Origin of the sequence: Brevibacillus sp. SIMBA_040 (assembly GCF_046535075.1) — a bacterium.
GTDB lineage: Bacteria > Bacillota > Bacilli > Brevibacillales > Brevibacillaceae > Brevibacillus.
This window is the reverse complement of the sequence record NZ_JAWRXI010000020.1, coordinates 1-24,170: the sequence shown is the minus strand read 5'-3', so window position 1 is coordinate 24,170 and position 24,170 is coordinate 1. Positions and strand designations below refer to the sequence as shown.

Below are 24,170 nucleotides of genomic sequence, written 5' to 3'. Positions count from 1 at the left end.
ACTGCTGTTGATTGAAGTAAAACAGGTCAGCAAGCGATTCGGGACAATCACAGCAGTTGAGGATGTTTCGTTTCGCATAGAAGCTGGCGAGGTATATGGACTTCTGGGGGAAAACGGCGCGGGAAAAACGACGACGATGCGCATGATGGCGACGATTTTGCAACCGACAGAAGGAGATATCGAAATTAGCGGGTTTTCTGTCCAAAAGGAGCCTGTAGAAGTACGCCGTCGTATCGGCATTTTATTTGGGGGCGATGTGGGCTTATACAACCGTTTGTCGGCAAGAGAGAATATTGCCTATTTTGGCAGTCTGTATGGCCTGGAGCAGAGAAGGCTGCAGGAGCGGATCGACAGCCTCAGTCAGATGCTTGAAATGGAGTCGTTCATTGATCGACGCGTCGGTGCTTTTTCGCGGGGGATGAAGCAAAAGGTCGCCATCGCTCGCACATTGGTTCACGATCCAGACGTGATTTTACTCGACGAACCGACGACAGGACTGGACGTAACGGCAGCCAATATTTTTCGGCGGATGGTTGGAAAGCTTCAGGACGAAGGCAAAACGATCCTGTTTTCCAGTCACAACATGGGGGAAATCAACAAGCTGTGCAAGCGCATAGCGCTCATCCACAAGGGACGGCTCCAATTTGCAGGCGGGCTGGATACTTTGCGAGAGCGATTTGGCATCTCAGACTTGGATGATATCTTCATGGCGGTGGTCGAAGGGAGCCAAACCTGATGGGTAGACGCGTCATCTGGACGGTTTTTCAGAAAGAAATGCTCGATTTGTTTCGTGATCGAAAGGCATTGCTGGGAACTTTTTTGGTACCGCTCGTCATTATTCCGTTTGTATTCTTTTTACTCGGCATGTCTTATAGCAATGTGGAAAAGGAAGCGCGTGCCTATATTCCGATTGCTGTCAACGGTTCGTCCGGGTTGGTGGCTTCGCTCCAAACAATTCCTGGCGTGAGTATATTGCAGCCGAGTAACCCGGAGCAGGCTCTGCAAGAAGGGCAGCTGCGGGCAATAATCACCATTTCCCCCACGTTCGAGGAGCGGGTTAAAGCAGGGGGGACCGGAGAGGTCGTTGTTGCATTCGATTCCACAAATCAAAAGTCGGTGTACGCACGCACTGTGATTGAGAAAACCGTAGAGGCATACAGCAAAGAAATCGTCGTGCAGCGCTTGAAGCAGGCGGGGATGTCCGAGCAGGCGATCAAGCCGATTACGTCTACGTACCAAAATGTGGCGTCAGAGGAAAGGCTGTCAGGCGGTATGCTGGCGGGAATTATTCCATTGATGCTCGTTGTTTCACTCGCGTCCGGTGGGATAGCAGCTGCCAATGATCTGGTTGCTGGAGAAAAAGAGCGAGGGACGTTGGAATCGCTGATGACTGCCCCGATAGCGGCGAATCACATTTTGACGGCCAAGCTCATGGCTGTGATGGTAATGAGCTGCATGAGTGCCCTGGCCTCTCTCGTGTCTCTCTCGCTTGTGCTGCGTCTGGGGCCACTGGAGATGGAAAGCGGTTTTTCTCTCAGTTTCTTTTCGCCTGTGACTCTGCTTGTCCTTGTGCTGACGATTTTGGTGCTTGCAGCTACCTTTGCTGCTTTGGAGCTGGTTTTGAGCACGATCGCGAAGTCATTTAAAGAGGGACAGACGTATATGAGCGGTGTTATTTTTCTGGCGATGGTACCTTCCTACATGATGATGCCGCTCAATCCAGTAGACATCCCGGGCTATTACTACGTGCTTCCTGTCTTTAATGGGGTAGCGCTTTGTAAGGAAGTGTTTTACGGAAGAGTGGAGCCGCTACATGCGTTGGTTGGGCTGGGGAGCTCGCTGGTGTACGTAGCGATCATAACCGTGATGTCCTCACGTTTGTTCCGCAAAGAAGGGGCGGTTGTGAAAAACTGAAAGCCTCTTGATCCCACGTCGTTGCAATATCGGAAAGCTGGTGAATTGTCGTGAAGCCCCTCTATTTGGGTGTCTTGTATGTTTTCATATCTGCTGCTTGCTTTGGGGTTATGTCGATTTTTGCTGTGTACGCGTACGGGGCGGGTGTAACTGTATCGACCTTGCTTTTTTTACGGTTTCTTTTCGCGGCAATCCTGTTTTTCGGGTTACTCGTATTGCGCAAGGAAGGCTTGCGGCTGGTGAGGAAGCAGGTTGTGGCTTTATTTGTACTGGGCGGTGTCTTGTATACCTTGCAATCGCTCAGCTTTTTCTCTGCTGTTCAGTATATTCCGACATCTATGGCTGCACTCTTGTTGTACACGTTCCCGGTATTTGTGGCTGTGCTCACCTATTTTGTCGAAAAAGAACCGCTACGGCGAAAAACGATTTTGGCCATGCTGATCTCTCTTGTTGGTCTGGGACTGGTGCTTGGGCTATCCTTTGGGGGGATTCAACCGATCGGGGTCGTGCTGGCACTCGCAGCTGCCCTGTTTTACTCCGTTTATATCGTTGTGGGTAACCGGGTGGTAAAAGGGCTATCGCCGTTTGTGACTGCCGGATATATTTCCTTATTCGCGGCCATTTCTACATTCTTTGTGGCGCAAAAGGATGGCGGGCTTGAGCTATCGTTCGGTGCTGTTGGCTGGTGGGCGCTGGCGGGGATTGTTGTGTTTTCTACCGTGATGGCGATTGGCTTTTTCTTTCAAGGGCTTCAGCTGATCGGTTCTACCAAGGCATCTGTTTTGAGTACACTTGAGCCGGTTGTGACGATCGTTTTCTCAGCGCTGTTATTCGGAGAGTCATTTACTTTGCTACAGCTGTTGGGAGGGTGTGCGGTGCTGGCTGGAGCTGTTTTGATCGTTTCTGGTCAGGAGAAGCCTGCAGCTGTGGAGGTAGAAAAGTCAGTGCTGAATCGTACAAAGGCTTTGTAGGGTACTGATGCGCATATTTTCATCCGAAAAAACGCTCCTATCGATGTCGTGAGTTCACGATCGCAGGAGCGTTTTCTTATGGATAAAAGTCGCTTAGTTTTCAAATCGCGAGCGAATAAGCCAGCCAGCTCCGTATACACCAGCATCATTGCCAAGAGTGGCAGGAAGGATTTCGGTGGATTCTACGACATACGAAAAGGGGATAAAGCGGGCAAAGGAAGTGCGAATGCGGGAAAAAAGAATTTCGCCTGCTGCTGCAACACCGCCACCAATGATGAGTTTAGCTGGATTCAGCACGATAGCGAGATGCGAGAGGGCGAGACCCAAATAAAATCCAACCTGATCGACGATGGCAACGGCTGCCTTGTCTCCAGCGTTGGCGGCAGTTAGAACATCCTTTGCCCGAATACTGCCGGTAACTGCAAGCACTTTGGCTAACATCGGGCTTTTTCCGTTGGCAGCGGCTTGACGTCCTTCGCGGATGATGGCTGTGGCAGATGTATATGTCTCGAGACAACCCGTCTTGCCGCAATTGCAGTTAGGTCCTTCTCCGGGCGTCACCGTGATATGACCGATCTCTCCGCCTACCCCATTGATCCCGGAGATGACATTGCCGTGCAGGATGACACCGCCACCGACGCCTGTTCCCACCGTGATCAGAACCAGGTCCTGTGCGCCTTGACCTGCTCCGCGCCACATTTCTCCTAGTGCGGCTATGTTTGCATCATTGTCCACTGCGACAGGCAGACCTGTCAATGAGTGGAGCTTTTCTTTTAAGAGGACGGGTTGTTTCCAATGCAGATTGACTGCTTGCAGGACGACTCCGTTTTTTGTATCGATTGGACCCGGGATGCCAACTCCAATCCCGCAGACCTGATCACGGTTGTAGCCATGCTTTTCAAGCAGTGTGTTCATCATAGCGGTGATTTTTTGCAAAATGCCGTCCTCGCCCAAGGCGACAGGTGTTGGCTCCTGTGTTTTCGTCACCATCTCGCCACTTGGGGTAATCAGAGCCATTTTGATCGCGGTACCCCCAACATCAACACCTACGATGATTTGATCCACAACCGTCCCTCCGATCATTTGGATTCCCATCTTTTTCTATCTTAACACGCCCAAGACAGCATAGCGATTCCCAAAAATGGCTATAAAGGATATGATGGAAGAGAGTACACCCGTGAGCGAGGGAAGGAAGAAGGGATCTGCCTTGAAACGAGCCAGATTAATCTACAATCCAAGCTCCGGCCGGGAGATTGTGCGTCGGAGATTGCCAGATATTCTTGAGTTAATGGAATCGGCCGGATATGAGACGTCGTGCCACGCGACCAGAGGGGAGGATGACGCTACTGAGGAGGCTGCCCGTGCGGTTGCCCGCGGCTTTGATGTCATCATCGCAGCTGGTGGAGATGGAACGATTTACGAAGTAGTAAACGGGATGGCGGAGCTAAAGGCCCGTCCATCGCTTGGAATCATCCCCTGCGGAACGAGCAACGATTTTGCCCGCGCTGTCGGTATCCCGAAATCGATCAGCCGCGCCACCGAGATTATTACCAACGGGAAAAAGCGCAAGGTCGACTTGGGGCGGATTAATAACCGCTATTTTATTAATATCGCCGGCGGCGGCTCGCTGACTGACCTGACCTACGAAGTGCCGAGTAAACTGAAAACCATGATCGGACAGATGGCGTATTACGTCAAAGGATTGGAAAAACTGCCATCACTGCATCCCATCCGCGTCCGTCTGGAAACCCGCAAAGAGGTACTGCTGGACGAGGAAATCATGATCTTTCTCATTGCCAATAGCAATTCGGTTGGCGGCTTCGACAAGCTCGCACCGGATGCAGATTTATCAGATGGAAAGCTGGATGTCATCGTGGTAAAAAAGACGAATATTGCGGAGTTTATTCGCCTGGCGACACAGGCAGTGCGCGGTGAGCATCTAAAAGACCCGAACGTTTTGTATTTCCAAGCAGATTACATCAAGGCCACTTCACCAGGGGGAGAAACGGTTCAGCTCAATCTGGACGGTGAGCATGGCGGGCAGCTGCCTTGCGTGGTAGAAGCGCTGCCTGGGCATATCGAGTTGTTCGTACCGTAGGAAGATAGTAAAATGAATAGAACTAGCCGTGGGGATGCTGCAGAGCATCCCTCGCGTTCATCCTAGAGCGAAAAATAACCTGGAATATAGATAGATGAAAAAAGGAGCAATAAATAGTGGCGAAGACAACAAAGAGGCGGCGCGGACCGCAAAAGGCAGCGAAAGTAGAGCTTGACGTCCCTGTGCGTGTCGGACAAACCGTGGAAGTGGAGATAACCGGACTAAACCATGAGGGAGCCGGGGTAGGCCGGGTTGAGGGATATACGCTTTTTGTAGATGGGGCACTTGCAGGAGAGCGTATTCGTGCTCGCGTCGACCATGTGAAAAAGAACTTTGGCTTTGCCAAGCTGTCTGAGGTCGTGGAGGCGAGCGAGCATCGCTTCATGCCCCCCTGTCCGTTGTACGACCGGTGTGGCGGCTGTTCCTTGCAGCATCTCGCCTACGAGGAACAGCTGCGACACAAGCAGCAGATCGTTCGAGATAATCTGCGGCGTATTGGCGGTTTTTCGGTGGAGGGAGAAGGCGCGATTACGGTTCACCCGACACTCGGCATGAGCGATCCGTGGCGCTACCGCAACAAGGCACAGGTACCGATCGGCGAGGAAAACGGCGCATTGGTCGGTGGCTTTTACGCGGAAAAATCACACTCCATCATCGACATGAACGAGTGCCTCATCCAGCATCAGGCCAATGACGATGCGGTCGCTGTCGTGAAGAAAGCAGCGACCAAGCTGAATATTGCCCCATATGACGAGGTGCGTGGGACAGGCTTGCTGCGTCATGTCGTGGTCAAGGTAGGCGTGAAAACAGGCGAGGTCATGGTCGTACTCGTGACGACAGAAGAGACCATTCCGCAGCGCGAACAGCTGGTGGAAGCAATTCGCTCGCAGGTAACGGGAGTGGCGAGCATTGTTCAAAATATCAACCCGGACAAGACCAACGTCATTTTCGGCAAAAAGACCGTCACGCTTTGGGGAAGTGACGTCATTTATGATTATATCGGATCGATTAAGTTTGCCATCTCGGCGCGTTCTTTTTATCAGGTGAATCCGGAACAGACGGAAGTGCTGTATAACAAAACGCTGGAGTATGCAGGGGCGACGGGTACAGAAACCGTCATCGATGCGTATTGCGGTATCGGGACGATCTCGCTCTTTTTGGCGCGGAAGTCACAGCATGTTTATGGGGTAGAGATTGTGCCGGAAGCTATCGCTGATGCGAAGCGCAATGCCGAGCTGAATGGGCTGGGTAATGCTACTTTTGAGGCGGGGCCTGCGGAGCTCGTGATTCCGGCGTGGAAAGAGAAAGGGATTCGTGCGGATGTGATTGTGGTTGACCCGCCGCGCAAGGGCTGTGACGAGGCGTTGTTGACGACGATTTTGGAGATGCAGCCGGAGCGGGTGGTTTATGTGTCCTGTAATCCTTCGACGCTGGCAAGGGATTTGAAGGTGCTAGCGGAGCGGTATGAGGTGAAGGAAGTGCAGCCGGTGGATATGTTCCCGCATACGGGGCATGTGGAGAGTGTGGCACTACTGGTTAGAAATGATACAGACGCGTAAGACCCTTATAAATAAAGGGGATTTCCAATAGAACAGTTTGTTGGTTTTACTAATACAGTTTCTTATTATGGAATTGGCGATAAATTGGTGTTAAACAGCTGCAAAAAATACCCTAACTAAGCATAATTCTTCAGATAATATACATGAAGAAGGCACATCTGTTATATTCAACAGTAAGCAAAGAACCCGAACGATTGTAATTTCAATTACTCGGGTTCTTAAGCTTCTTTTGGATTTTTGAAGGGAATAACTTGATCAAATTTGTTGGCGGCTTCTTTATCAGCTTTTGCTAAGACATGACCGTATATGTGGGTCTGTCAAGAATTTCGTGTAAACTCAATCAACCTAAATATATGAAAAGGTTTCATCCCCCTAATTCGGACATCTTTTTCGGAACCAACAGGGTCAAGGGCGTAAGGCGAAGCGTACCCTTGACGTGTTGGGGGTAGAAAAAGACAATCCCTTCGGGGATGAAGCCTTTCTTTTATTGGTTATCGAATGTGTGGTCGTACGCGCTCCTCAAAGAAAACAGAAAGTTGCATGAGAATCTGCCCCCAATTGTGGACCCGTTCCGTCACTTACGTAGGACATCCATCGTTACGAGATAAAGCATTTTGAGAAGAGCATCGTCTGTGGGAAAGACGGCTTTTCCCTTCGATACTTTACGAAGTTGTCGATGGTAACTTTCAATCACGTTGGTTGTATAGATCAGCTTTCGAATCTCTGGAGGATATTTTAAAAAGGTCGCAATCTCATCCCAGTTGGTGCGCCAGGAGCGTACCATCAAGGGATACTTACTTCCCCAAGTTTGCTCAAATTGATCGAGTTCTTCACGTGCAGCTTGCTCCGTTGGAGCTTTGTAAATAGGTTTTAACTTAGCCGTAACTTTCTTTAAATCCTTAAAGGAAACATATTTAATGGAGTTCCGGATTTGATGGATGACACACTTCTGAATCTCTGTCTTTGGATAACACGCTGAAATGGCCTCCGTAAAGCCTCGGAGGTTATCAACGCTCGTAATGAGAATATCCTGGACTCCACGGTTTTTCAGTTCATTGAGTACATGCAACCAGAATTTAGCTGATTCATTTTCGCCAATCCAGATCCCAAGAACATCTTTATGACCGTCAAGGTCAATTCCAATGACCATATAGGCAGCTTTGTTGACGATAGCCCCGTCCTGTTTTACTTTAAAGTGGATCGTGTCTAAGAAAACAACGTCATAAACCGATTGCAGAGGGCGATTTTGCCACTCTTTAATCAGGGGAACGATTTTGTTCGTGACATTAGAAATGAGTGTTGGTGAGACTTCGATGCCGTAGAGCTGTTGCAGATGGTCTTGGATATCATGTGTGGACACGCCTTTTGCATACATCGCGAGGATTTGATCTTCGATCCCTGTTATATTGGACTGATGCTTCTTTACAATGGCAGGCTCAAATTCTCCCTCACGATCACGTGGGACTTGAATGTCCACCTCGCCATACTCGGAACGAACCGTTTTTTTGCTGTATCCATTACGGCTATTTGTTGTCCGCTTGTTTTTCATGTCATGCTTGGCGTATCCAAGAGAGGACTCCATCTCAGCCTCGAGCCATTTCTTGGATCGTTTCAGCAAATAAATCCTTTAGAGCTGACTGTACGTCGTCCATAGACTTCATATTTTTCTCTTTGATCCACCGCTTGATCTGCTCTTTTGATATCATAAAAATCTCCCAACCTTTCTAAGACTCATTGTAGTTTAGAGGTTGAGAGTTTACACAGAATATTTTACAGACTCCTGAGATTCCTTGATAGATAAGGAAGTCGGGTCTAATACTTTATTAACACGAAACACCATTGTCAGACCAATGGCGAGGGTAATGTTCTATGCTTATACGTTTGTATCGAAATAAAGCCGGTATCCTTTACGTGAAGGCTACCGGCTATTCCGTTATGGCTACTTTCATTGTGTCCCCACTGTGGTTTGATTTAGCGCTGCACGGAGACCACGAGCCAAACCTTCGGTTTTAGGGGTCCTGTTGCTCTAGCTGGCTATATGTATCAAGATCTGGTGGAAAATAGGAATTGGATTTCGGAGGATGATTACAAAGATGGACTCGCCTTAGCACAGCATGCTCCAGGGCCCTTGGCTGCTCAGTTAGGAATTTACCTTGGCGCCATACTTATCGGTGCCTTAATCGCACTAATGACAGGGATTAGCGCAGCGCAGGTTTTGCACACAGTTTTTAGTTGGGTTATTCGAGTTGAGAAGAAGTTACAAAACCACCATTGACAATATAGGGTAGGGGGCTATACTATAAAAACGTCGAACATCGGTAAATTATGGAGTTGTATTGGCGCCGCTATAAGACGGCCGTCGCGAGCGTCAATCACTTTTTCCGGGATCAACCGAGTGATTCGAAAGTAAAGGAGGGTACGTTCATGGGAAATCAAACACAGGCCGCTTTTCTGCCGGATCCGAGACGTTGGAAAGCACTTGCCTTGTTATGTTTGGCAAACTTCATGGTGATCATGGACACATCGATTATCGGGGTTGCACTGCCAGCGATAAAAGAAGCACTTGGATACACGCAAGCGAATTTACAGTGGGTTTTCAACGCTTATGTCATTTTCTTTGGCGGCTTACTCTTATTGGGTGGTAGAATGTCCGACCTTTTTGGGCAAAGGCGCATGTTCATGTGGGGATTTTCGATCCTTACTCTCGCTTCCTTACTTGCTGGTGTTGCCTGGAACGAAGAGTCGCTTAACATCGGCCGGGCGTTGCAAGGTATCGGTTCTGCATTCATTGCGCCGGCAGCCTTAACGATTGTCATGATGTTATTTGGTGGCAATGCGAAAGAACTGGGGAAAGCATTCGGCTTTTGGGGAGCTTCAGCGGCTGCAGGAGGAACTGCCGGAGTATTTCTCGGGGGTGTCATTACCGAGTGGCTTAGCTGGCAGTGGACATTTCTGATTAATATTCCGGTTGGACTCTTTGTCCTTTTCCTTTCACCAGCAATCCTTTCAAAAGGGATGGTCAGAAAAGGGAGTGTCGATATTTTGGGCGCTCTTTCCGTCACTGCGGCCCTTGTCCTAACCGTTTATGGGATTGTGGCGGCAGAACATAACGGATGGAGTTCAACCACTACAATCTGGACACTCATTTCCGCCGTTATCCTGTTCGTTCTATTCCTTATTGTTCAGATGTTTAAAAGGGAACCATTGGTCCCACTGCGAATATTCTCAGCACCGAATCTGGCAGCAGGAAACATTGCTTTGATCATGCTCTCAGGCGCATGGATTCCGCTTTGGTTTTTTCTGAATCTGTACTTGCAGCAAATTTTGAGATTCAATGCTTTTGCGGGCGGTCTTGGGCTGCTTCCCATGACAATTCTCATTATGGTCTTCATGGTTCTCATCACCGGGAAACTCATCGGGAGGTTTGGAATAAAGGCGAACTTAGTCATCGGTTTGATTGCCCTGGGTGGATCTTTGCTCCTGTTCGCTGGATACACTCCCATTGACGGTAACTTCCTGGTAAACGTCCTTCCTGCTTCCTTACTAGGGGCATTAGGTATGTCACTTGCCTATATCCCGGCAACCATGTCTGCGATGTCTGGAGCAAAACCGGAGGAGGCCGGACTTGCTTCTGGTATTGCGAATACGAGTTACCAGATCGGGTCTGCCATCGGACTCGCTGCTATGGTAGCGATTGCTGCTGCAACCACGGGATCACTAACAGGTACGGAACAGGTTGTCGCACTCAACGCAGGGTTTCACCAAGCCTTCTTTTGGTCAGGCATCGTTGCTTTCGTGGGTGCGGTCTTGGCGCTCATTTTTATCCATTCACCTAAGCAAGGAGAGTCTAACGGGCCTACGGCTATATAATCAACCCCCTCTCCAGCCAAAATCAGTTTGGCTGGAGCCTCTTTTTATCAATTATTTGAAATAGGGGGTGGGAGTATAGTATAATCAATAAAAAAGGAGATGACTCGAATGAGCACGGAAACGGTAAACATGGATCAAATAACAGATGAAGAGTCGGCTGGCTGCTGTAACGGAGATCCAGGCCGCAAAAGCCATCATTCGGATAAAGTAAAAAACAGCTTGATCAGCCGTCTGAGCCGGATTGAGGGTCAGGTTCGCGGCATTAAAGGGATGATTGAAAGGGACGCATACTGTGACGATGTTTTGAACCAAATCGCTTCGATCCAATCGGCATTGAACGGGGTGGGGAAGCTCCTGCTTGAACATCACATGAAAAGCTGTGTAATTGAGCGGATCCAGGAAGGCGATACGGAAGTGTTGACAGAGCTGTTGACAACGATGAATAAACTGATGAAATAACGGGAAAAAAAGAAGGCAGCTGTCGAGCTGCTATTTTCTTGGATTTAAATATAGGGTACATGGGTATCCTAAAAATATTGTTGACGCAGTATACCATAGGGGAGTATATTATAACCAAGGGGTCGGTGGAAATGAATCCCAATGAGTCAACGGATTTACATCAACCAAAGAGTCACTTGAATTCAAAAGAGAAATCAGCAATCCAAACCAGACTAAATCGGATTGAAGGCCAAATTCGCGGTGTACAGGGACAGGTGGAACGAAATGAATACTGTGATCACGTTTTGAATCAAATGGCTGCCATACACTCCGCACTGAACGCGGTAGGTAAACTGCTTTTGGTGAATCATTTAAAAACGCACGTGGTAAGCCGTATTCAACAGAAGGATGAAGCGATTCTAGAAGAAACGCTCCAAACATTAAAAATTTTGATGAAATAAAGGAGAGAGTATGATGAAAAATCTTACATTGCAAGTAGAAGGTATGAGCTGCCAGCATTGCGTCATTTCAATCGAAGGGGCGCTTAAAGAACTCGGGGTGAACGGAAAAGTCGATCTTGCGAGCAATACGGTGGATGTAACGTATGATGAAAACCAAATTTCTCTTGAGACTGTAAAAGAAGCGATAGAAGAGCAAGGTTACGAAGTCGTATAAACAATGATGAAACAAGGAAAGGAGTGATTGGTTATGGAAGCAATGGCTTCGAGCGCAAACAAACAAGTCAACTTGCAAATCACAGGCATGACGTGCGCTGCATGTGCGCTCCGAATCGAAAAGGGTTTGAATAAACTGGAAGGCGTCTCAACGGCAAATGTAAACTTCGCCATGGAAAAAGCAAGTGTCGTGTTTGATTCGACCAAAGTCGATGTAAACCGTATCGAAGAAAGCATCAAGAAACTGGGATACGGCATGGCGAAAGAAGTTGTCGATTTCCAACTGGAAGGGATGACATGCGCTGCATGCGCGAACCGAATTGAAAAAGGCCTGAATAAGCTGCCTGGCGTTACGAGTGCAACGGTCAACTTTGCCATGGAAACGGCGCACGTCGAGTATTCCCCGAGCGAGGTTTCCGTAAGCGATATGCAGAAAAAGGTGCAACAGCTCGGCTATAAAGCCATTTTGAAATCGGAGAATGAACCCGCGCATGATCACCGTGAGAAAGAAGTGCAGAATCAAAAACGGAAATTGCTGCTTTCGGCGATTCTCTCGTTCCCACTCTTGTGGGCCATGGTCAGCCACTTTTCGTTTACTTCCTGGATCTACATGCCGGAAATTCTAATGAATCCATGGCTGCAACTGATTCTGGCCACTCCAGTTCAATTTTACGTAGGCAGACAGTTTTATGTGGGTGCATACAAAGCCCTGCGTAATGGCAGTGCCAACATGGATGTATTGGTCTCACTCGGCACATCAGCGGCGTACTTTTACAGTTTATATCTGACAATCGTTTGGTTAACAAGCGGTGGAGGAGCGCACCATGGACCGTCCCTCTACTACGAGACGAGTGCCGTTCTTATCACACTCGTGATCATGGGCAAATTGTTCGAGTCACTCGCTAAAGGACGTTCATCGGAAGCCATCAAGTCCTTGATGGGACTGCAAGCCAAGACTGCTTTGGTAGTCCGAGACGGTCAAGAGCTGTCTATTCCGGTTGAAGAAGTGATTGCCGGTGATCTCGTCCTGGTCCGTCCTGGAGATAAAGTGCCGGTCGATGGGGAAGTTATAGAAGGCATTTCGTCCGTAGACGAATCCATGCTCACCGGAGAAAGTATTCCGGTAGAAAAGAAACCCGGTGACACAGTAATCGGGGCAACTATCAACAAAAACGGCATGTTACAAATAAAAGCAACCAAGGTCGGCAAAGAGACGGCGCTTGCCCAAATCATTAAAGTCGTGGAAGAGGCGCAGGGCTCGAAAGCACCCATTCAAAGGGTTGCAGACGTGATTTCTGGAATCTTTGTTCCTATCGTTGTCGGTATCGCGATTGTCGCGTTCTTGGTTTGGTACTTCTTCGTGACTCCAGGCGATTTTGCTGGGGCGTTGGAAAAGGCGATTGCGATCCTGGTTATTGCTTGCCCTTGCGCATTGGGATTGGCAACACCAACCTCGATTATGGCAGGATCCGGACGCGCAGCCGAGCTCGGCATCCTTTTCAAAGGCGGCGAGCATCTGGAACAGACCCATAAAATTGACGTGATTATTTTAGATAAAACAGGCACAGTCACAAAAGGGAAACCAGAGTTGACGGATGTTCTCATCGACGGTGACGAAACAGACTTTCTCAGACTCGTCGGGGCAGCCGAGAAAAATTCGGAGCATCCGCTTGCAGAAGCGATTGTGGCTGGAATCCGGGAAAAAGGCATCCCACTGCCAGGAACGGAAGCGTTTGAAGCGATTCCGGGCTTTGGAATAAAGGCCGTGGTGGAAGGGAAAGAGCTCCTTATCGGCACACGCCGTTTGATGGAAAGATTCGAAGTGGACGCCAAGGATTCGTATGGCACGATGTCTCGCCTTGAAGAAGCCGGCAAAACCGCCATGCTCGTCGCAATCAATAAACAATACACCGGTATGGTAGCGGTAGCCGATACGATTAAAGAAACCTCCAAGGATGCTGTCAGTCGTCTGAAACAAATGGGCATCCAGGTCATCATGATCACCGGAGACAACGAACGGACGGCAAAGGCCATCGCAGCCGAGGTCGGCATCGAGCATGTGCTTGCGGAAGTCCTCCCGGAGGGCAAAGCAGAGGAAGTTAAGAAACTGCAAGCGCAAGGCAAGCAAGTAGCGATGGTCGGGGATGGAATAAATGATGCGCCTGCTCTCGCGACAGCGGACATTGGAATGGCAATCGGCACGGGCACGGACGTCGCCATGGAAGCAGCGGATGTAACTCTCATGCGTGGTGACCTTTCTAGCATTCCGGATGCAATCTATATGAGCCGGAAAACCATGAGCAACATCAAACAAAATTTGTTCTGGGCACTCGGATACAACACGCTCGGGATTCCGATTGCTGCCATTGGTTTATTGGCACCGTGGGTAGCAGGGGCGGCCATGGCGTTAAGTTCAGTATCCGTCGTTCTCAATGCGCTGCGGTTGCAGCGAGTCAAGGTACCACAAAAATGAATGGAGAGAACGGTTATAAATAGGAAGATGATGATTCTTTCGACTGTACTTACCTTCAGTTTATTAGCCGGATGCGGCAATACCAACGAAAATGCGCCTATCAACGAGAATAACCACACTTCTGGTCATGGCGCAAGTCACGATCAAGCGGAAAATCAAGCAGACAATCACGGGGGACATGGCGCTGAACAAAAACCGGTGTCAGATAACCTGAAAGCTTCGTTTGCTTTCACTTCAGGCAGTGCAAAAGCAAACGAAGAAACGGAAATAGACGTTCAAATCACCAATAAGGACGGCTCGCCGGTAAACGATTTCGAGGTCAATCATGAGAAATTGCTTCATCTGATCATCGTTAATCACGATCTGTCATACTTTGCCCATATCCATCCCGATTTCAAGGGAGACGGTAAATTTACAACAAACAATGCTTTTCCGGCCGGTGGCAAATATAAGATGTTTGCAGATTTCAAACCTGTTGGCGGGTCCACCACAACTTTGAGCGAATGGATGGATGTGGAAGGGAAAGAAGGGGAACATGCTGCCGTCAGACCTGACGCGAAGCTAGTCAAAGTAGTCAACGATAAAGAAATTGAACTCGCTCTGACCAGCATGAAAGCAAAAGAAGATGTCACGTTGACGTTCGACATCCGCGATGCGAAGACGAAGCAAGGAATTAACAACCTGGAGCCGTATTTGGGCGCGGTGGGCCATGTGGTTATTCTTTCACAAGATGCGGGACAGTACCTCCATGTGCATCCGCTTGATGAAAAAGCAACCGGGCCAAAAGCACAGTTCGCGACAGCTTTTCCACAAAGTGGCATCTATAAGATTTGGGGACAATTTCAGCATAGAGGCGAAGTCATTACCGTCCCTTTTATAGTTGAAGTGAAATAATTGGCAACTGGAGAGAGGAGAAGGAACATGGGAGAAAAAATAAAAATAGCCGTCAGCCCTGCGATTCAAACCGGAGGAAGTTTATTTACAGCCGAACAGCTCGCTAAAATCGGTACCGTGGCAGGGCCGGATGCCAAAATTGAAATGACGACTTTCAAACAACTGTATGTTGAGGTTCCCCTTGAGCGGCATGATGCGATCAAGGAAGAGCTCCATCGAGTCGGGCTTGAGGTGTATCCGGCGGGTTTTGCCACCAAAAGCTTGATCGCTTGCAATTTTTGCAAAGGTGCAGAAGAGGCCGGTCTGGAAACAGCGCGTGTGGTAAATCAAGCCATTGCCGGAATTGAAACACCTACGCCAATCAAAATTGGGTATGCCGGCTGTGCGCTCGGCACCAGCGAGCCCCTGTTAAAAGATATCGGTATCGTTAAAATGCGGGATGCCTTTGACATTTACGTAGGGGGAGAACCCAAAGGTCTGAAAGCAGTCCTAGCCAAACAGCTTGTATCCGGCTTATCGGAGGTACAACTGGTGCCGGCAATTAAGAAGATCATCGATTATTATAAGGAAAATGCAAAAGGGAAAGAAAAATTCAGTAAATTCGTCGATCGTATTACATTGGAACAATTGAAACAGATTGCCGGGTAATGAATTAAAATAGAGAGGAGGTGAAGACTGGCTGGAAATAAACGAGTGTGACTATGCACTAAAACCAGCTAATATCTTGTCAATAATTATCTCTAAATTCTTTAAAACTCGATGATATACTAAAGATGCGCATGCCAAATATCCTTCCAGAAACTTACTGGAAGGCTTTTATTGATCTTCTTTGGGATTTAAGCAAAATCAAGGAAAGTTTGTTTGCTTCTTAAAACGGCATAGATCCAATGAAGAAGTTTGTTTACACAAGCTATAACTGCCACTCTGTACGGTTTTCCTTCTTCGCGTTTCTTGTCGTAGAATTCCTTTAATTTTTTATTGCAGGAGCGTCTTAGCCCACAAAGAACCGCAAGGTACAAGGCGTGTCTAAGTCGTTTGGCTGCCCTCTTCCATAATCGCCACAAATACTTTCAGATCGGTTAACTCCATCGACTAACCTCCACTTTAACCCCCTCGATTGTTTTGATGGGGGCATCTATTCTAATCATTTTATTATATGAATTCAACGGACTACAATGGTCTCAAGAAAACTAACCGTGCCAGAGAAGAAGACATTCAACTGAGGCACAAAAGAGGGGGATTTTGAAATGAGCAAATATGCCAATCTTTTTTAGCATTTCAATTGGGTTCCTTGGAATTACCAAATAGGGCGGTACTTTCGCCGATGACCAGAACGAGTGCAGAACGATCCGGGTTGGCGAATGAACGCATGGTCCGATATTACACCCGTTTTGCGAAAGGGGGATTCGGTCTCATCATTACGGAAGGCATCTATCCGGATGTAGCGAACAGCCGAAGCTACGATAACCAACCCGGCATAGCCAATGATGCACAAGCTGAGTCTTGGAGACCTGTCGTTCAAGCGGTGCAGCGCGAAGGAGGAAAAATAATCGCATAACTGATGCATGCGGGCGCCCTTGTTCAGCATGATGGATTTACGCCAATAGCGCCTTCAGTTGTTAAGCCGGTGGGGACGATGCTCGAAGATCACGGCGGCAGCGGGGACTTCGCTGTTCCAAAAGCCATGACCCAGGAGGAGATCTGCAAAACTATCGATGGTTTTGCCCAAGCTGCTCACCGTGCTAAGCAGGTCGGTTTCGATGGAGTAGAGGTCCATGCGGCAAATGGCTATTTGCTCGATCAATTCATTACCGATTATACGAACTATCGAACTGATGATTACGGCGGTTCCACGGAACGTCGCATCCGCATTGTCGCGGAGGTTTTGGAAGCCATTCGCGCCGTTGTCGGCCCTGATTTCGTTGCGGGCGTCCGTATTTCGCAAGGAAAAGTGAATGATTTTCACCATAAATGGGCCAATGGGGCGGCCGATGCCAAAATTATCTTTGAGAAGTTGAGTGCAGTGTGGCCAAGCTACATCCATACTACTGAATATAAGGCGTTTGCACCTGCTTTCGCGGAGGGTGAACCAACGCTTGCCGAGCTGGCCAAACGGTACAGCCGCCTTCCCGTTATTGCCAATGGCAAGCTGGGCGAACCAGAAAGAGCGGAGCACCTGATAGAAATCGGAGATGCCGATCTGGTCGCGATCGGAACGAGCGCACTGGTCAATCCGGATTGGGTGAACAAAGTGCGGGAAGGAAAAGTGTTGAATCATTTCGATCATCATTTCTTGCACCCAATCGCTACACTGAGGGAAGAAGAGGTCGTGATATGAGGCCCGCTAACACTAAAAGCTGTAGATGGACCATTAGTCTGCCCTTAAATGTCATAGAAAGCCACGATATCACTGAACGTATAGAAGAACGTGTTCTACATGAACATAATATTAGCAATGTTCACGTTCATATCGAGCCTGTTGAGATAGCTGTCTGATTAAACCATTTAAATATATCGCCTACGAATAGAGGTATAGTTCAGTCCATTACCAGAGTCCAGTTGCTCTGAGTAAGCATAATTGCATCAATCAGGAATTTGGTACAACCTTTACATATTGCATCGTTCGCGCTTGCGTAATCCATCTTAAAACGTTACAAATTCCTCCATATCATGAATCATAATAAAGCCTCCCTTTGATGCTTGTTTATGTGCCCTTACTGAATCTGCCTCCACTCGGATAGGTATTAGCCATTGTTTTCTAGTATACCTTCCTATGTACTAATAGCGTGGCCTAATTCACCCTGTTAGTAATTGTAAATACAATATTGGACATATGGGTAGACTATCCGTACTTTACTAAACGAGTGGCGGGAGATCGATCCATGAGCGTATTTTGGAAAGCGTGGCAAAAGCAGAAAGAAAGAAAGCGTACTAACTACTTGGATGCATACAGTAAAAAAAGCATGGAAAATGTGCCGGATTGTAAACTTTCTTCCAATCTGCAAGAAAATGAAGCTCTCATTAAGCTGCAACTTCGGGATTGTGATGATCTGGTCGTACGTCATTTCGTGCTAAAAACAGGAGTTAACGCTGCTATTTTTTTTATTGACGGTATGATTGATAGGAAAGTGACCAGTAGACAAATCATAGAATACACGACCTCTTCAAACAGTACCTATGAAAAACCGGTTACAAATGAACTGGAGTCAACGGATCGTTTGAGGCAGGTGATCAGAAACATCCTGTCTGGAACTGTAGTCCTTCTGCGTGACGGACATACGGAAGCACTCTTGAATAATGCACGAGGATGGGAACGGAGGAAAGTAAAGGAGCCACTTGCTGAGCCTGTCGTTCGCGGAGCCCGTGATGGGTTTGTTGAAACGTTGTGCGTAAACACTGCGTTAATACGATTTCGGTTAAAAGATCCAAATTTACGTGTGCGTCACTTAATAATTGGAAAGCGCACGCAGACTGACATAAATGTCCTTTATATAGAAGGCATTGTTAAACCGGCAATTGTTGAAGATGTATTAAAGCGCCTGGATGCGATTAACATAGACGGTGTATTGGAGAGCGGTTACGTCGAACATATGATTGAGGACAGTACGTTTTCTCCGTTCCCCCAGATGCATAACACGGAGCGCCCTGACAAAGTGGTAGGTAACTTATTAGAGGGAAAAGTCGCTATTATGATTGACGGTACTCCATTCGCCTTAATTGTACCGGCTATATTTACTCAGTTTTACCAGAGTCCTGAAGATTATTATGAACGTTTTTACATTGTAGCGCTTATACGTCTCATCCGTACACTTAGTTTTTTCCTCGCACTGTATCTGCCGTCATTATATATCGCGTTTACTTCATTTCATCCTGAAATGATACCATCTCGCTTAATCATGGCCATGTCCGCAGGACGATCTACGGTACCCTTCCCGTCAATGATAGAGGCCTTGTTTATGGAGGCAGCAAGTGAAATTTTGCGAGAAGCAAGTGTTAGACTTCCAAAACCAATTGGACCTACGATCGGCATAGTTGGTGCCTTAGTACTTGGAGAAGCAGCCGTTAAAGCAGGTTTGGTTAGTCCTGTTATGGTGATTATTGTATCTCTCACTACCATTGCATCCTATACTTCCCCCAGCTATAGCACGTCGATATCCACTCGAGTCCTAAGGTTTCCTATGATATTTAGTGCAGGGATATTTGGTCTTTATGGAATTATGCTGCTTACGCTTCTCATAGCGATCCACATGGTGTCGCTCAAACCGTTTGGAGTACCATTTTTATCTCCACTTTCTCCTTTAAATTTGCGGGGTATGATGGATTTTATCATTCGGTTTCCGTTGAAATATCTGAAGAGAAGGCCGTCGATGTTCCATCCGCTAGATAAGGTCCGAATAAATGAAAAGAATAACCAATGATAGGCACGCTGCAACCTCCAGTGTACGCTTTAGATAAAGCTATGGCCCCCTTCCCAAACCGGGTTAGGAGCCATAGCTTTATTAGACGTCATTGAGTTAGGAAGCAGATGGTGATAGAGCCATCAACATGGGCACTTTTTGCCACCGCTTGTTCCTAAACTTCAACTACTCGGCGGAAGGATTAATGCCTATTGGAGGCAAGGGCATTTCGATCGACAGCTTGAGGCGGCTGCTCCAGCCAACCATTTTCAATCAAGATATTTGATCCATCTTCGACATAATTTCCAACTTCCACAAGAAAACGAGCATATTTCGTTACTATATCATGCCTTGCGCACATAGATATTGCATTGCCATAAGACCTTATTCTAACTGCATACATATCCAACTTATGAAACAGCATCAATCGATCCGAAAAGGGAGCAGAAGTGGAGGTAGTCACCAACTGATCAAGGATGGGAGGGGATGTTAAACCTTCCTCCTGCAGGATCCCGCTGAAAGTGTCGTAATGCTTGGTAGCTATTTCTTTCCCTCGCCGAAAATACGCCTTTGACTGATTAGATTTCGCAACCTGACTAAAGCCAATCAATACCGCTTTGCTTGTCGCATTATTTTCAACGTTATCGTAAAGATGAGTGATCTCAAGAGCCTGCAGGGGCCGGACTCGACCAAAATAACCATTGTGAAAGCTGTGTTTCTCTACAAAATCCACTGCTTCAGGATAAGGAATATAGGGTGGCTTGATTATAAGTCCTTTTTTCAGCAATGCAATATTTACGATATTAATGAGGTTGACTGTCTGATCAATACATGTAGTAAAGAACTGTCGAGTATCATCTCTTGTTACCAAAGGAATGGCGATTCCATATAGGCTTATTCCTGCCTTAGCAACATATTTCAGGTAGTGAAGGTAAAATTCATCTTCAAATAATCTAGGCGCTGTTATATCGACATCTTCACTTGTGAATCCTACGGGAACCGGGTAGTTTTCTTTTGCAAATATTCCTTTCAGCGATTGTAAAAATTGCTTAGACAATTGTAAAGCGTGTTCCAGTGTATTCTTGACCTCTTGATCCTCAACATGATTTAGCATATAACTCAACACGCAAACCGACATGGTATTTCCAACATGCGTAGCCCAAAGCTTACCTTGCTCGGCGGACGTTAATTTATCATGATTATTTTGATCCGAATTTTGAAATTGTTGAAATGGACTAGTTTGCTCCTCCACTATGGTTTCCATAAAGAACCCCTCCGTCCAATGAATGTTTCCTTTAAATTCTCGCCAATAATGGACCAAACTATGTTGCCTGTTTATGGAATGCGTTGAGGTAGTTTTCTAAAAATAAACTTCAAAATATTTCCTGTGAAAATGCCAAGAAAGCAACATAACATCGGCAACCATACAGGACCCAATAGTACTCCAAAAATCCGAAAAATAGGGGAATAAATAACGCCTATTGTTGCGAAAAAGGCTGCGAAGGCAAATGGAAAAACGGAGTAAGGGGGAATATCATCTGAAAAGGTATCCCGGTATGCATCATAAATACCAAACATGTATACACACGGATAAAACATTAGCCATTGAAAATCCGTCAATCGAATGGCGATCGGAATGTCACCTTGAAAACTTGCGATGATGATCTGGTTTAAGTGGGATTTCAGATTGATGATGAATTCTAGAGTCAGTAAGATTAATCCCTTTACGAACTTTCCGTTCAATAATTGACCAAACCCCGGTAAGGCAATACTCCACAACATTTTTTCAATTGCTGCGCTTTTAATCAATTTTCCTTCCCTGCCTTACTATTTCAGATACCCTCGTATGACCTTCTTATGCTTCACCTCCTTGTGTGTTAGGATTCCAGAATGGATATATTTTATTTTTGAAAAAAGGCGATTCATCACCACTGAGCACCGTTTGTTCAATAAAAGCATTGCGATGGCAGTTTGGTTTTCTCAAGAATTAATGAAAACACATTAAAGCTAGCCTTTTCAATGTAATAAGTATTATTACTAAAGAGGAAAAGGGATTCGCCTTTTTGTTTTTTCAGGCATCACACGGTTCCGATCAACTACCAAAACGAAAGGGAATATATGGCATGCCCAAGAAACGAGTCAAGCCAGATCCAATGAATGCAATTATCAAAAGGTTGGAGAGCGTACCCGCAGCGGAATTTGGCACGATATTGCGAGTGGGGATCCAGGATGCTCTAATCAAAGAAGACCTGCGCGACCGTAGATATTGGCGCTTAGATGCAAATGGTTCTCTCATCAGGGGGGATGACGGAATCTATGATACATATGACTGTAAACGATACGGCCTACGCAGAAAAACAACGTTGGCCGGTTGTCATCGACGATTATATTACGAGTGCTTCTTTTCCTCCAGTAAGGAAATGATCCGCTCGTTCTGACTCATCATGCGTCGCATTTTTATCTCAATTGATAAAGCAGTAACCGTTAAACGATCGCTACAGTTACAAAAAGAAATCCCATATTAAATGCACCCATTCCCTTTTTTATCCATTTTACAATAGAATGGAGTGAAGAGATAAGAATATGAACACGATATTCGTTCAACTAACGGGTACGATAGCTTAGCAAATACATCAGAGGCTGCTGGAGTTTATCCGGCAGCCTCGTTAAGCTAAAGGGCAGGAAAGTTCCAATAAGTGGTATTATTATTTGTGAGGTGATTATTAATGAGTTGGTTACAAGGTGGACCGTTTTTAGAACTTAGCTTTATATTTAATGAACCAACGAACATTGAAAAAGTCATCTCTAAACTGAATAATACTAACGTTAAAATAGAAGTGCACAACTCGCCGGAATATATTCAGCAATTTTTCGAGGGTTATCTTTATGATGAGGATGATCCACACAGTGTGATGATGCATCGAATAGAAATCAACTTAACTGTGCACACAACCCGACAACGGAGAGCTTTACTGTTTGTTGAGAAAATAAGTTCGGAGTTATTATCATTTTCAATGTGTTTTTTCGGAGCTAAAGATGATGCTCCTGAGTGGAATCAGCCAGGTATAAGAGATGATGAACTTGATGAGTTTATCTGTTTATTAATCTCACTCTATAGAGAGTTAAAGTTTAGCGTGGGTGGTTTAGCAATTGAAGAAGATATGAAAGGTTTGTTTGATGTTAATGAAGTATGGCCAAATGAAAAATATAACTTTGCAAATCTTACTTTCAAAGATAACCTACATAAGTTTCAGGCTATCTTAATAAATCAATCTTTAAATGAAAAATTGCCTGAAGGACTGTACACTTTAATTGATAATTCTTGTATGCTTTATCGAAACGCATTGAACTAACGGGATACGATAGCGTAACGAAAACAAATAGAGGCTGTCGGTGTTCATGCCGGCAGCCTATGCTTAACTAACGGGACAGGTTATTACGATCCAAGACGAACCATTCGAACCAAACGATCCAGTTGAACCAATCGATCAAATTGAATTATAGATACCTGTCTGTCACAACCAAAATTAATACAAAAAATACACCATCTTTTGAATTACAAAATTCGCTTTTTTCTTGGAGCTAGTCCAATTCCTTAACACACTATATTAAGAAGGTGTAAGCCTTAAATGCGTTATGAACTAAAAGAAGAAATTCTTTTACTAATTAATACTAAGCGTGAAGATGATTACTGGGATTTTAAGCAGCAGCATCATACCAATAAAGCTGACCTTTTACTCGACATCATTTGTATGGCAAACAACCGAGTTGATCGAGATGCCTACATCATCTTCGGTATCGCTGATAAGACCTTTGAAGTGGTCGGAGTTGAGAATGACGAAAATCGTAAGAATCAGCAGATGGTTATCGACTTCTTAAAAAGTAAGAGTTTTGTTTCTGGAATCCGACCACGGGTTGAGATTCGGACACTAATTCTAGCTGATCATGAGGTTGATGTTCTGATCGTCAAGAACAGCACTGACACACCTTATTTCCTGACTGACCGATATTCTGATGGTAACAGAACAGTTCCCGCTAACCACATCTATACCCGAGTCGGGGACACCAATACTGACATTGATAAGAGCGCGGACATCAACAATATAGAGTATCTCTGGAAAAAGCGCTTCTTGTTGACGCGTTCTCCCTTCGAGCAGATCATAAATCGACTTGAGAAAAAAGATGAATGGATGAGTGATGAGGATACCTACTACAATATTTACAATCCAGAGTTTACAATCACGATTGAATTTGACGAAGATGATCGTCGTATCTTATACCAGAGTTCTATTCTTATGCAATGTATAATGAATCGACAATGAATCAGATGCCTAGTATAAAGTATTTCGGAACCCAGTTATATGGTAAACAGATAGCATTACTTGACAGTGGCCGGTATTGCACACCAACACCTGATAGGGCTTATCTCTATTTTGGAGAGCACAGGTTAAATGCTGATTACGGATTGAGGTTTTTTACAAAGGATAGTCCTGCTTACAAATTGAATGAGTTCTTGTTCAATGAGGATAGCCATGAAGCGGGGTTTGCCAGAAAGAGATTTTTCGAGGTGGTTTTATTATTTGAGGAAACTCAGGAAAAAGATACGTTTTTAGGCTATGTTCACATCAATAAGAAGGACTTCTTGGATAAATATGAATCACTTAAAGATACATATTCATGGATTGAGTCTAAAAACAACCGTCAGCGTGAACATATTGTAGATGGCTTAAAGACTGGAAAGGTATTGATCCAGATGCTAGAAGAGTTTCGACAAAGTGGCTCAAAACTATAGTTTGTTCCACAAGTGTATTTGGCAAGCAAAAAGTGCAGAGTTCGGCAACCATTTTGTGCATAGCCTTGCCAGGCTAAATTTTCTTTATTA

At 46.1% G+C, this 24,170-nt stretch carries 20 protein-coding genes and 4 pseudogenes; 19 read left to right on the top strand and 5 right to left on the bottom strand.

Annotation, left to right across the window (positions count from 1 at the left end):
- The first annotated feature begins 7 nt into the window (after nt 1-7).
- The 3 genes from SB752_RS26010 to SB752_RS26000 are packed head-to-tail and all read left to right on the top strand — an operon-like array spanning nt 8 to nt 2,885.
- Nucleotides 8-736 (top strand): ABC transporter ATP-binding protein, encoded by a 729-nt coding sequence (locus SB752_RS26010; RefSeq protein ID WP_410718383.1) that lies wholly within the window; start codon nt 8-10, stop codon nt 734-736.
- Nucleotides 736-1,914 carry an ABC transporter permease gene (locus tag SB752_RS26005; RefSeq protein WP_410718382.1) on the top strand — a complete coding sequence of 393 codons (1,179 nt, stop codon included), beginning with the start codon at nt 736-738 and terminating at the stop codon, nt 1,912-1,914. Before SB752_RS26010 ends, SB752_RS26005 begins: the two co-directional genes overlap by 1 nt.
- Before the next feature lie 50 nt (nt 1,915-1,964).
- A complete protein-coding gene (locus SB752_RS26000) occupies nt 1,965-2,885 on the top strand; it encodes a DMT family transporter (protein WP_410718381.1) in 921 nt (306 codons plus the stop codon).
- Between the two features lie 93 nt (nt 2,886-2,978).
- Here SB752_RS26000 and SB752_RS25995 read toward each other — a convergent pair whose 3' ends face one another.
- Nucleotides 2,979-3,950, bottom strand: a complete 972-nt coding sequence (locus tag SB752_RS25995; protein ID WP_410718380.1) for an ROK family glucokinase — start codon at nt 3,948-3,950, stop codon at nt 2,979-2,981.
- Between the two features lie 142 nt (nt 3,951-4,092).
- Between SB752_RS25995 and SB752_RS25990 the strand changes: the two genes are divergently transcribed.
- Together SB752_RS25990 and rlmD are read left to right on the top strand one after the other, a co-directional pair.
- Complete coding sequence (locus SB752_RS25990; protein ID WP_410718379.1) at nt 4,093-4,983, top strand: diacylglycerol kinase; 891 nt, start codon at nt 4,093-4,095, stop codon at nt 4,981-4,983.
- 116 nt (nt 4,984-5,099) lie between these two features.
- A complete protein-coding gene (gene rlmD, locus SB752_RS25985; protein ID WP_410718378.1) occupies nt 5,100-6,542 on the top strand; it encodes a 23S rRNA (uracil(1939)-C(5))-methyltransferase RlmD in 1,443 nt (480 codons plus the stop codon).
- Nucleotides 6,543-7,033: 491 nt separating this feature from the next.
- On the opposite strand, the pseudogene SB752_RS25980 reads toward rlmD, so the two are convergent.
- Nucleotides 7,034-8,248: pseudogene (locus SB752_RS25980) on the bottom strand (IS256 family transposase).
- Between the two features lie 305 nt (nt 8,249-8,553).
- On the opposite strand from SB752_RS25980, the pseudogene SB752_RS25975 reads away from it, so the two are divergent.
- The 8 genes and pseudogenes from SB752_RS25975 to SB752_RS25940 form a co-directional block, all read left to right on the top strand.
- Nucleotides 8,554-8,817, top strand: a pseudogene (locus tag SB752_RS25975) (chromate transporter); the annotation flags it as partial.
- Nucleotides 8,818-8,966: 149 nt separating this feature from the next.
- Nucleotides 8,967-10,412: an MFS transporter gene (locus SB752_RS25970; RefSeq protein WP_410718377.1), complete on the top strand. Its 1,446-nt coding sequence runs from the start codon at nt 8,967-8,969 to the stop codon at nt 10,410-10,412.
- Nucleotides 10,413-10,541: 129 nt separating this feature from the next.
- On the top strand, nt 10,542-10,871 hold the full coding sequence (locus SB752_RS25965; RefSeq protein WP_410718453.1) for a metal-sensitive transcriptional regulator: 330 nt from the start codon (nt 10,542-10,544) through the stop codon (nt 10,869-10,871).
- Between the two features lie 131 nt (nt 10,872-11,002).
- The gene (locus tag SB752_RS25960) at nt 11,003-11,311 is read left to right on the top strand and encodes a metal-sensing transcriptional repressor (protein ID WP_410718376.1); all 309 of its coding nucleotides are present in this window, start codon (nt 11,003-11,005) and stop codon (nt 11,309-11,311) included.
- A 13-nt stretch (nt 11,312-11,324) separates the two neighbouring features.
- Entirely contained in the window at nt 11,325-11,525 is a 201-nt protein-coding gene (locus tag SB752_RS25955) for a copper ion binding protein (RefSeq protein ID WP_410718375.1), read from the top strand.
- Between the two features lie 33 nt (nt 11,526-11,558).
- Nucleotides 11,559-13,997: a heavy metal translocating P-type ATPase gene (locus SB752_RS25950; protein ID WP_410718374.1), complete on the top strand. Its 2,439-nt coding sequence runs from the start codon at nt 11,559-11,561 to the stop codon at nt 13,995-13,997.
- 27 nt (nt 13,998-14,024) lie between these two features.
- Nucleotides 14,025-14,891 (top strand): hypothetical protein, encoded by an 867-nt coding sequence (locus tag SB752_RS25945; RefSeq protein ID WP_410718373.1) that lies wholly within the window; start codon nt 14,025-14,027, stop codon nt 14,889-14,891.
- A 27-nt stretch (nt 14,892-14,918) separates the two neighbouring features.
- Nucleotides 14,919-15,539, top strand: coding sequence for a nitrite reductase (locus SB752_RS25940; protein ID WP_410718372.1), 621 nt, complete (start codon nt 14,919-14,921; stop codon nt 15,537-15,539).
- 188 nt (nt 15,540-15,727) lie between these two features.
- Here SB752_RS25940 and SB752_RS25935 read toward each other — a convergent pair.
- Nucleotides 15,728-15,955: pseudogene (locus SB752_RS25935) on the bottom strand (IS110 family transposase); the annotation flags it as partial.
- Between the two features lie 260 nt (nt 15,956-16,215).
- On the opposite strand from SB752_RS25935, the pseudogene SB752_RS25930 reads away from it, so the two are divergent.
- The 3 genes and pseudogenes from SB752_RS25930 to SB752_RS25925 all read left to right on the top strand — a co-directional run bounded on the left by SB752_RS25930 (nt 16,216) and on the right by SB752_RS25925 (nt 19,309).
- Nucleotides 16,216-17,229 (top strand): annotated as a pseudogene (locus SB752_RS25930) (oxidoreductase).
- Nucleotides 17,226-17,387 carry a cation transporter dimerization domain-containing protein gene (locus SB752_RS33540; protein WP_486304123.1) on the top strand — a complete coding sequence of 54 codons (162 nt, stop codon included), beginning with the start codon at nt 17,226-17,228 and terminating at the stop codon, nt 17,385-17,387. The pseudogene SB752_RS25930 and the gene SB752_RS33540 overlap by 4 nt, the downstream one beginning before the upstream one ends.
- A gap of 386 nt (nt 17,388-17,773) precedes the next feature.
- Entirely contained in the window at nt 17,774-19,309 is a 1,536-nt protein-coding gene (locus tag SB752_RS25925) for a spore germination protein (RefSeq protein WP_410718371.1), read from the top strand.
- 181 nt (nt 19,310-19,490) lie between these two features.
- On the opposite strand, the gene SB752_RS25920 is transcribed toward SB752_RS25925, so the two are convergent.
- Nucleotides 19,491-20,552, bottom strand: coding sequence for a DUF3231 family protein (locus SB752_RS25920; protein ID WP_410718370.1), 1,062 nt, complete (start codon nt 20,550-20,552; stop codon nt 19,491-19,493).
- Between the two features lie 71 nt (nt 20,553-20,623).
- Nucleotides 20,624-21,097 (bottom strand): hypothetical protein, encoded by a 474-nt coding sequence (locus tag SB752_RS25915; RefSeq protein WP_410718369.1) that lies wholly within the window; start codon nt 21,095-21,097, stop codon nt 20,624-20,626.
- 917 nt (nt 21,098-22,014) lie between these two features.
- On the opposite strand from SB752_RS25915, the gene SB752_RS25910 reads away from it, so the two are divergent.
- From SB752_RS25910 to SB752_RS25900, 3 genes are all read left to right on the top strand, one after another.
- Entirely contained in the window at nt 22,015-22,641 is a 627-nt protein-coding gene (locus SB752_RS25910) for a hypothetical protein (protein ID WP_410718368.1), read from the top strand.
- Between the two features lie 276 nt (nt 22,642-22,917).
- Nucleotides 22,918-23,610: an AlbA family DNA-binding domain-containing protein gene (locus tag SB752_RS25905; RefSeq protein WP_410718367.1), complete on the top strand. Its 693-nt coding sequence runs from the start codon at nt 22,918-22,920 to the stop codon at nt 23,608-23,610.
- Nucleotides 23,607-24,080: a hypothetical protein gene (locus SB752_RS25900; protein ID WP_410718366.1), complete on the top strand. Its 474-nt coding sequence runs from the start codon at nt 23,607-23,609 to the stop codon at nt 24,078-24,080. The genes SB752_RS25905 and SB752_RS25900 overlap by 4 nt, the downstream gene beginning before the upstream one ends.
- Nucleotides 24,081-24,170 lie beyond the last annotated feature (90 nt).

Bases quoted from the DNA above. Each gene is read 5' to 3' on its own strand.
- SB752_RS25910 (WP_410718368.1), top strand. From the start codon at position 22,015: ATGAGTTGGTTACAAGGTGGACCGTTTTTAGAACTTAGCTTTATATTT.
- SB752_RS25950 (WP_410718374.1), top strand. From the start codon at position 11,559: ATGGAAGCAATGGCTTCGAGCGCAAACAAACAAGTCAACTTGCAAATC.
- SB752_RS26005 (WP_410718382.1), top strand. From the start codon at position 736: ATGGGTAGACGCGTCATCTGGACGGTTTTTCAGAAAGAAATGCTCGAT.
- SB752_RS25940 (WP_410718372.1), top strand. From the start codon at position 14,919: ATGGGAGAAAAAATAAAAATAGCCGTCAGCCCTGCGATTCAAACCGGA.
- SB752_RS25925 (WP_410718371.1), top strand. From the start codon at position 17,774: ATGAGCGTATTTTGGAAAGCGTGGCAAAAGCAGAAAGAAAGAAAGCGT.
- SB752_RS33540 (WP_486304123.1), top strand. From the start codon at position 17,226: ATGAGGCCCGCTAACACTAAAAGCTGTAGATGGACCATTAGTCTGCCC.
- SB752_RS25905 (WP_410718367.1), top strand. From the start codon at position 22,918: ATGCGTTATGAACTAAAAGAAGAAATTCTTTTACTAATTAATACTAAG.
- SB752_RS25920 (WP_410718370.1), bottom strand. From the start codon at position 20,552: ATGGAAACCATAGTGGAGGAGCAAACTAGTCCATTTCAACAATTTCAA.
- SB752_RS25945 (WP_410718373.1), top strand. From the start codon at position 14,025: ATGATGATTCTTTCGACTGTACTTACCTTCAGTTTATTAGCCGGATGC.
- SB752_RS25955 (WP_410718375.1), top strand. From the start codon at position 11,325: ATGAAAAATCTTACATTGCAAGTAGAAGGTATGAGCTGCCAGCATTGC.
- SB752_RS25965 (WP_410718453.1), top strand. From the start codon at position 10,542: ATGGATCAAATAACAGATGAAGAGTCGGCTGGCTGCTGTAACGGAGAT.
- SB752_RS25960 (WP_410718376.1), top strand. From the start codon at position 11,003: ATGAATCCCAATGAGTCAACGGATTTACATCAACCAAAGAGTCACTTG.
- SB752_RS25970 (WP_410718377.1), top strand. From the start codon at position 8,967: ATGGGAAATCAAACACAGGCCGCTTTTCTGCCGGATCCGAGACGTTGG.
- SB752_RS25900 (WP_410718366.1), top strand. From the start codon at position 23,607: ATGAATCAGATGCCTAGTATAAAGTATTTCGGAACCCAGTTATATGGT.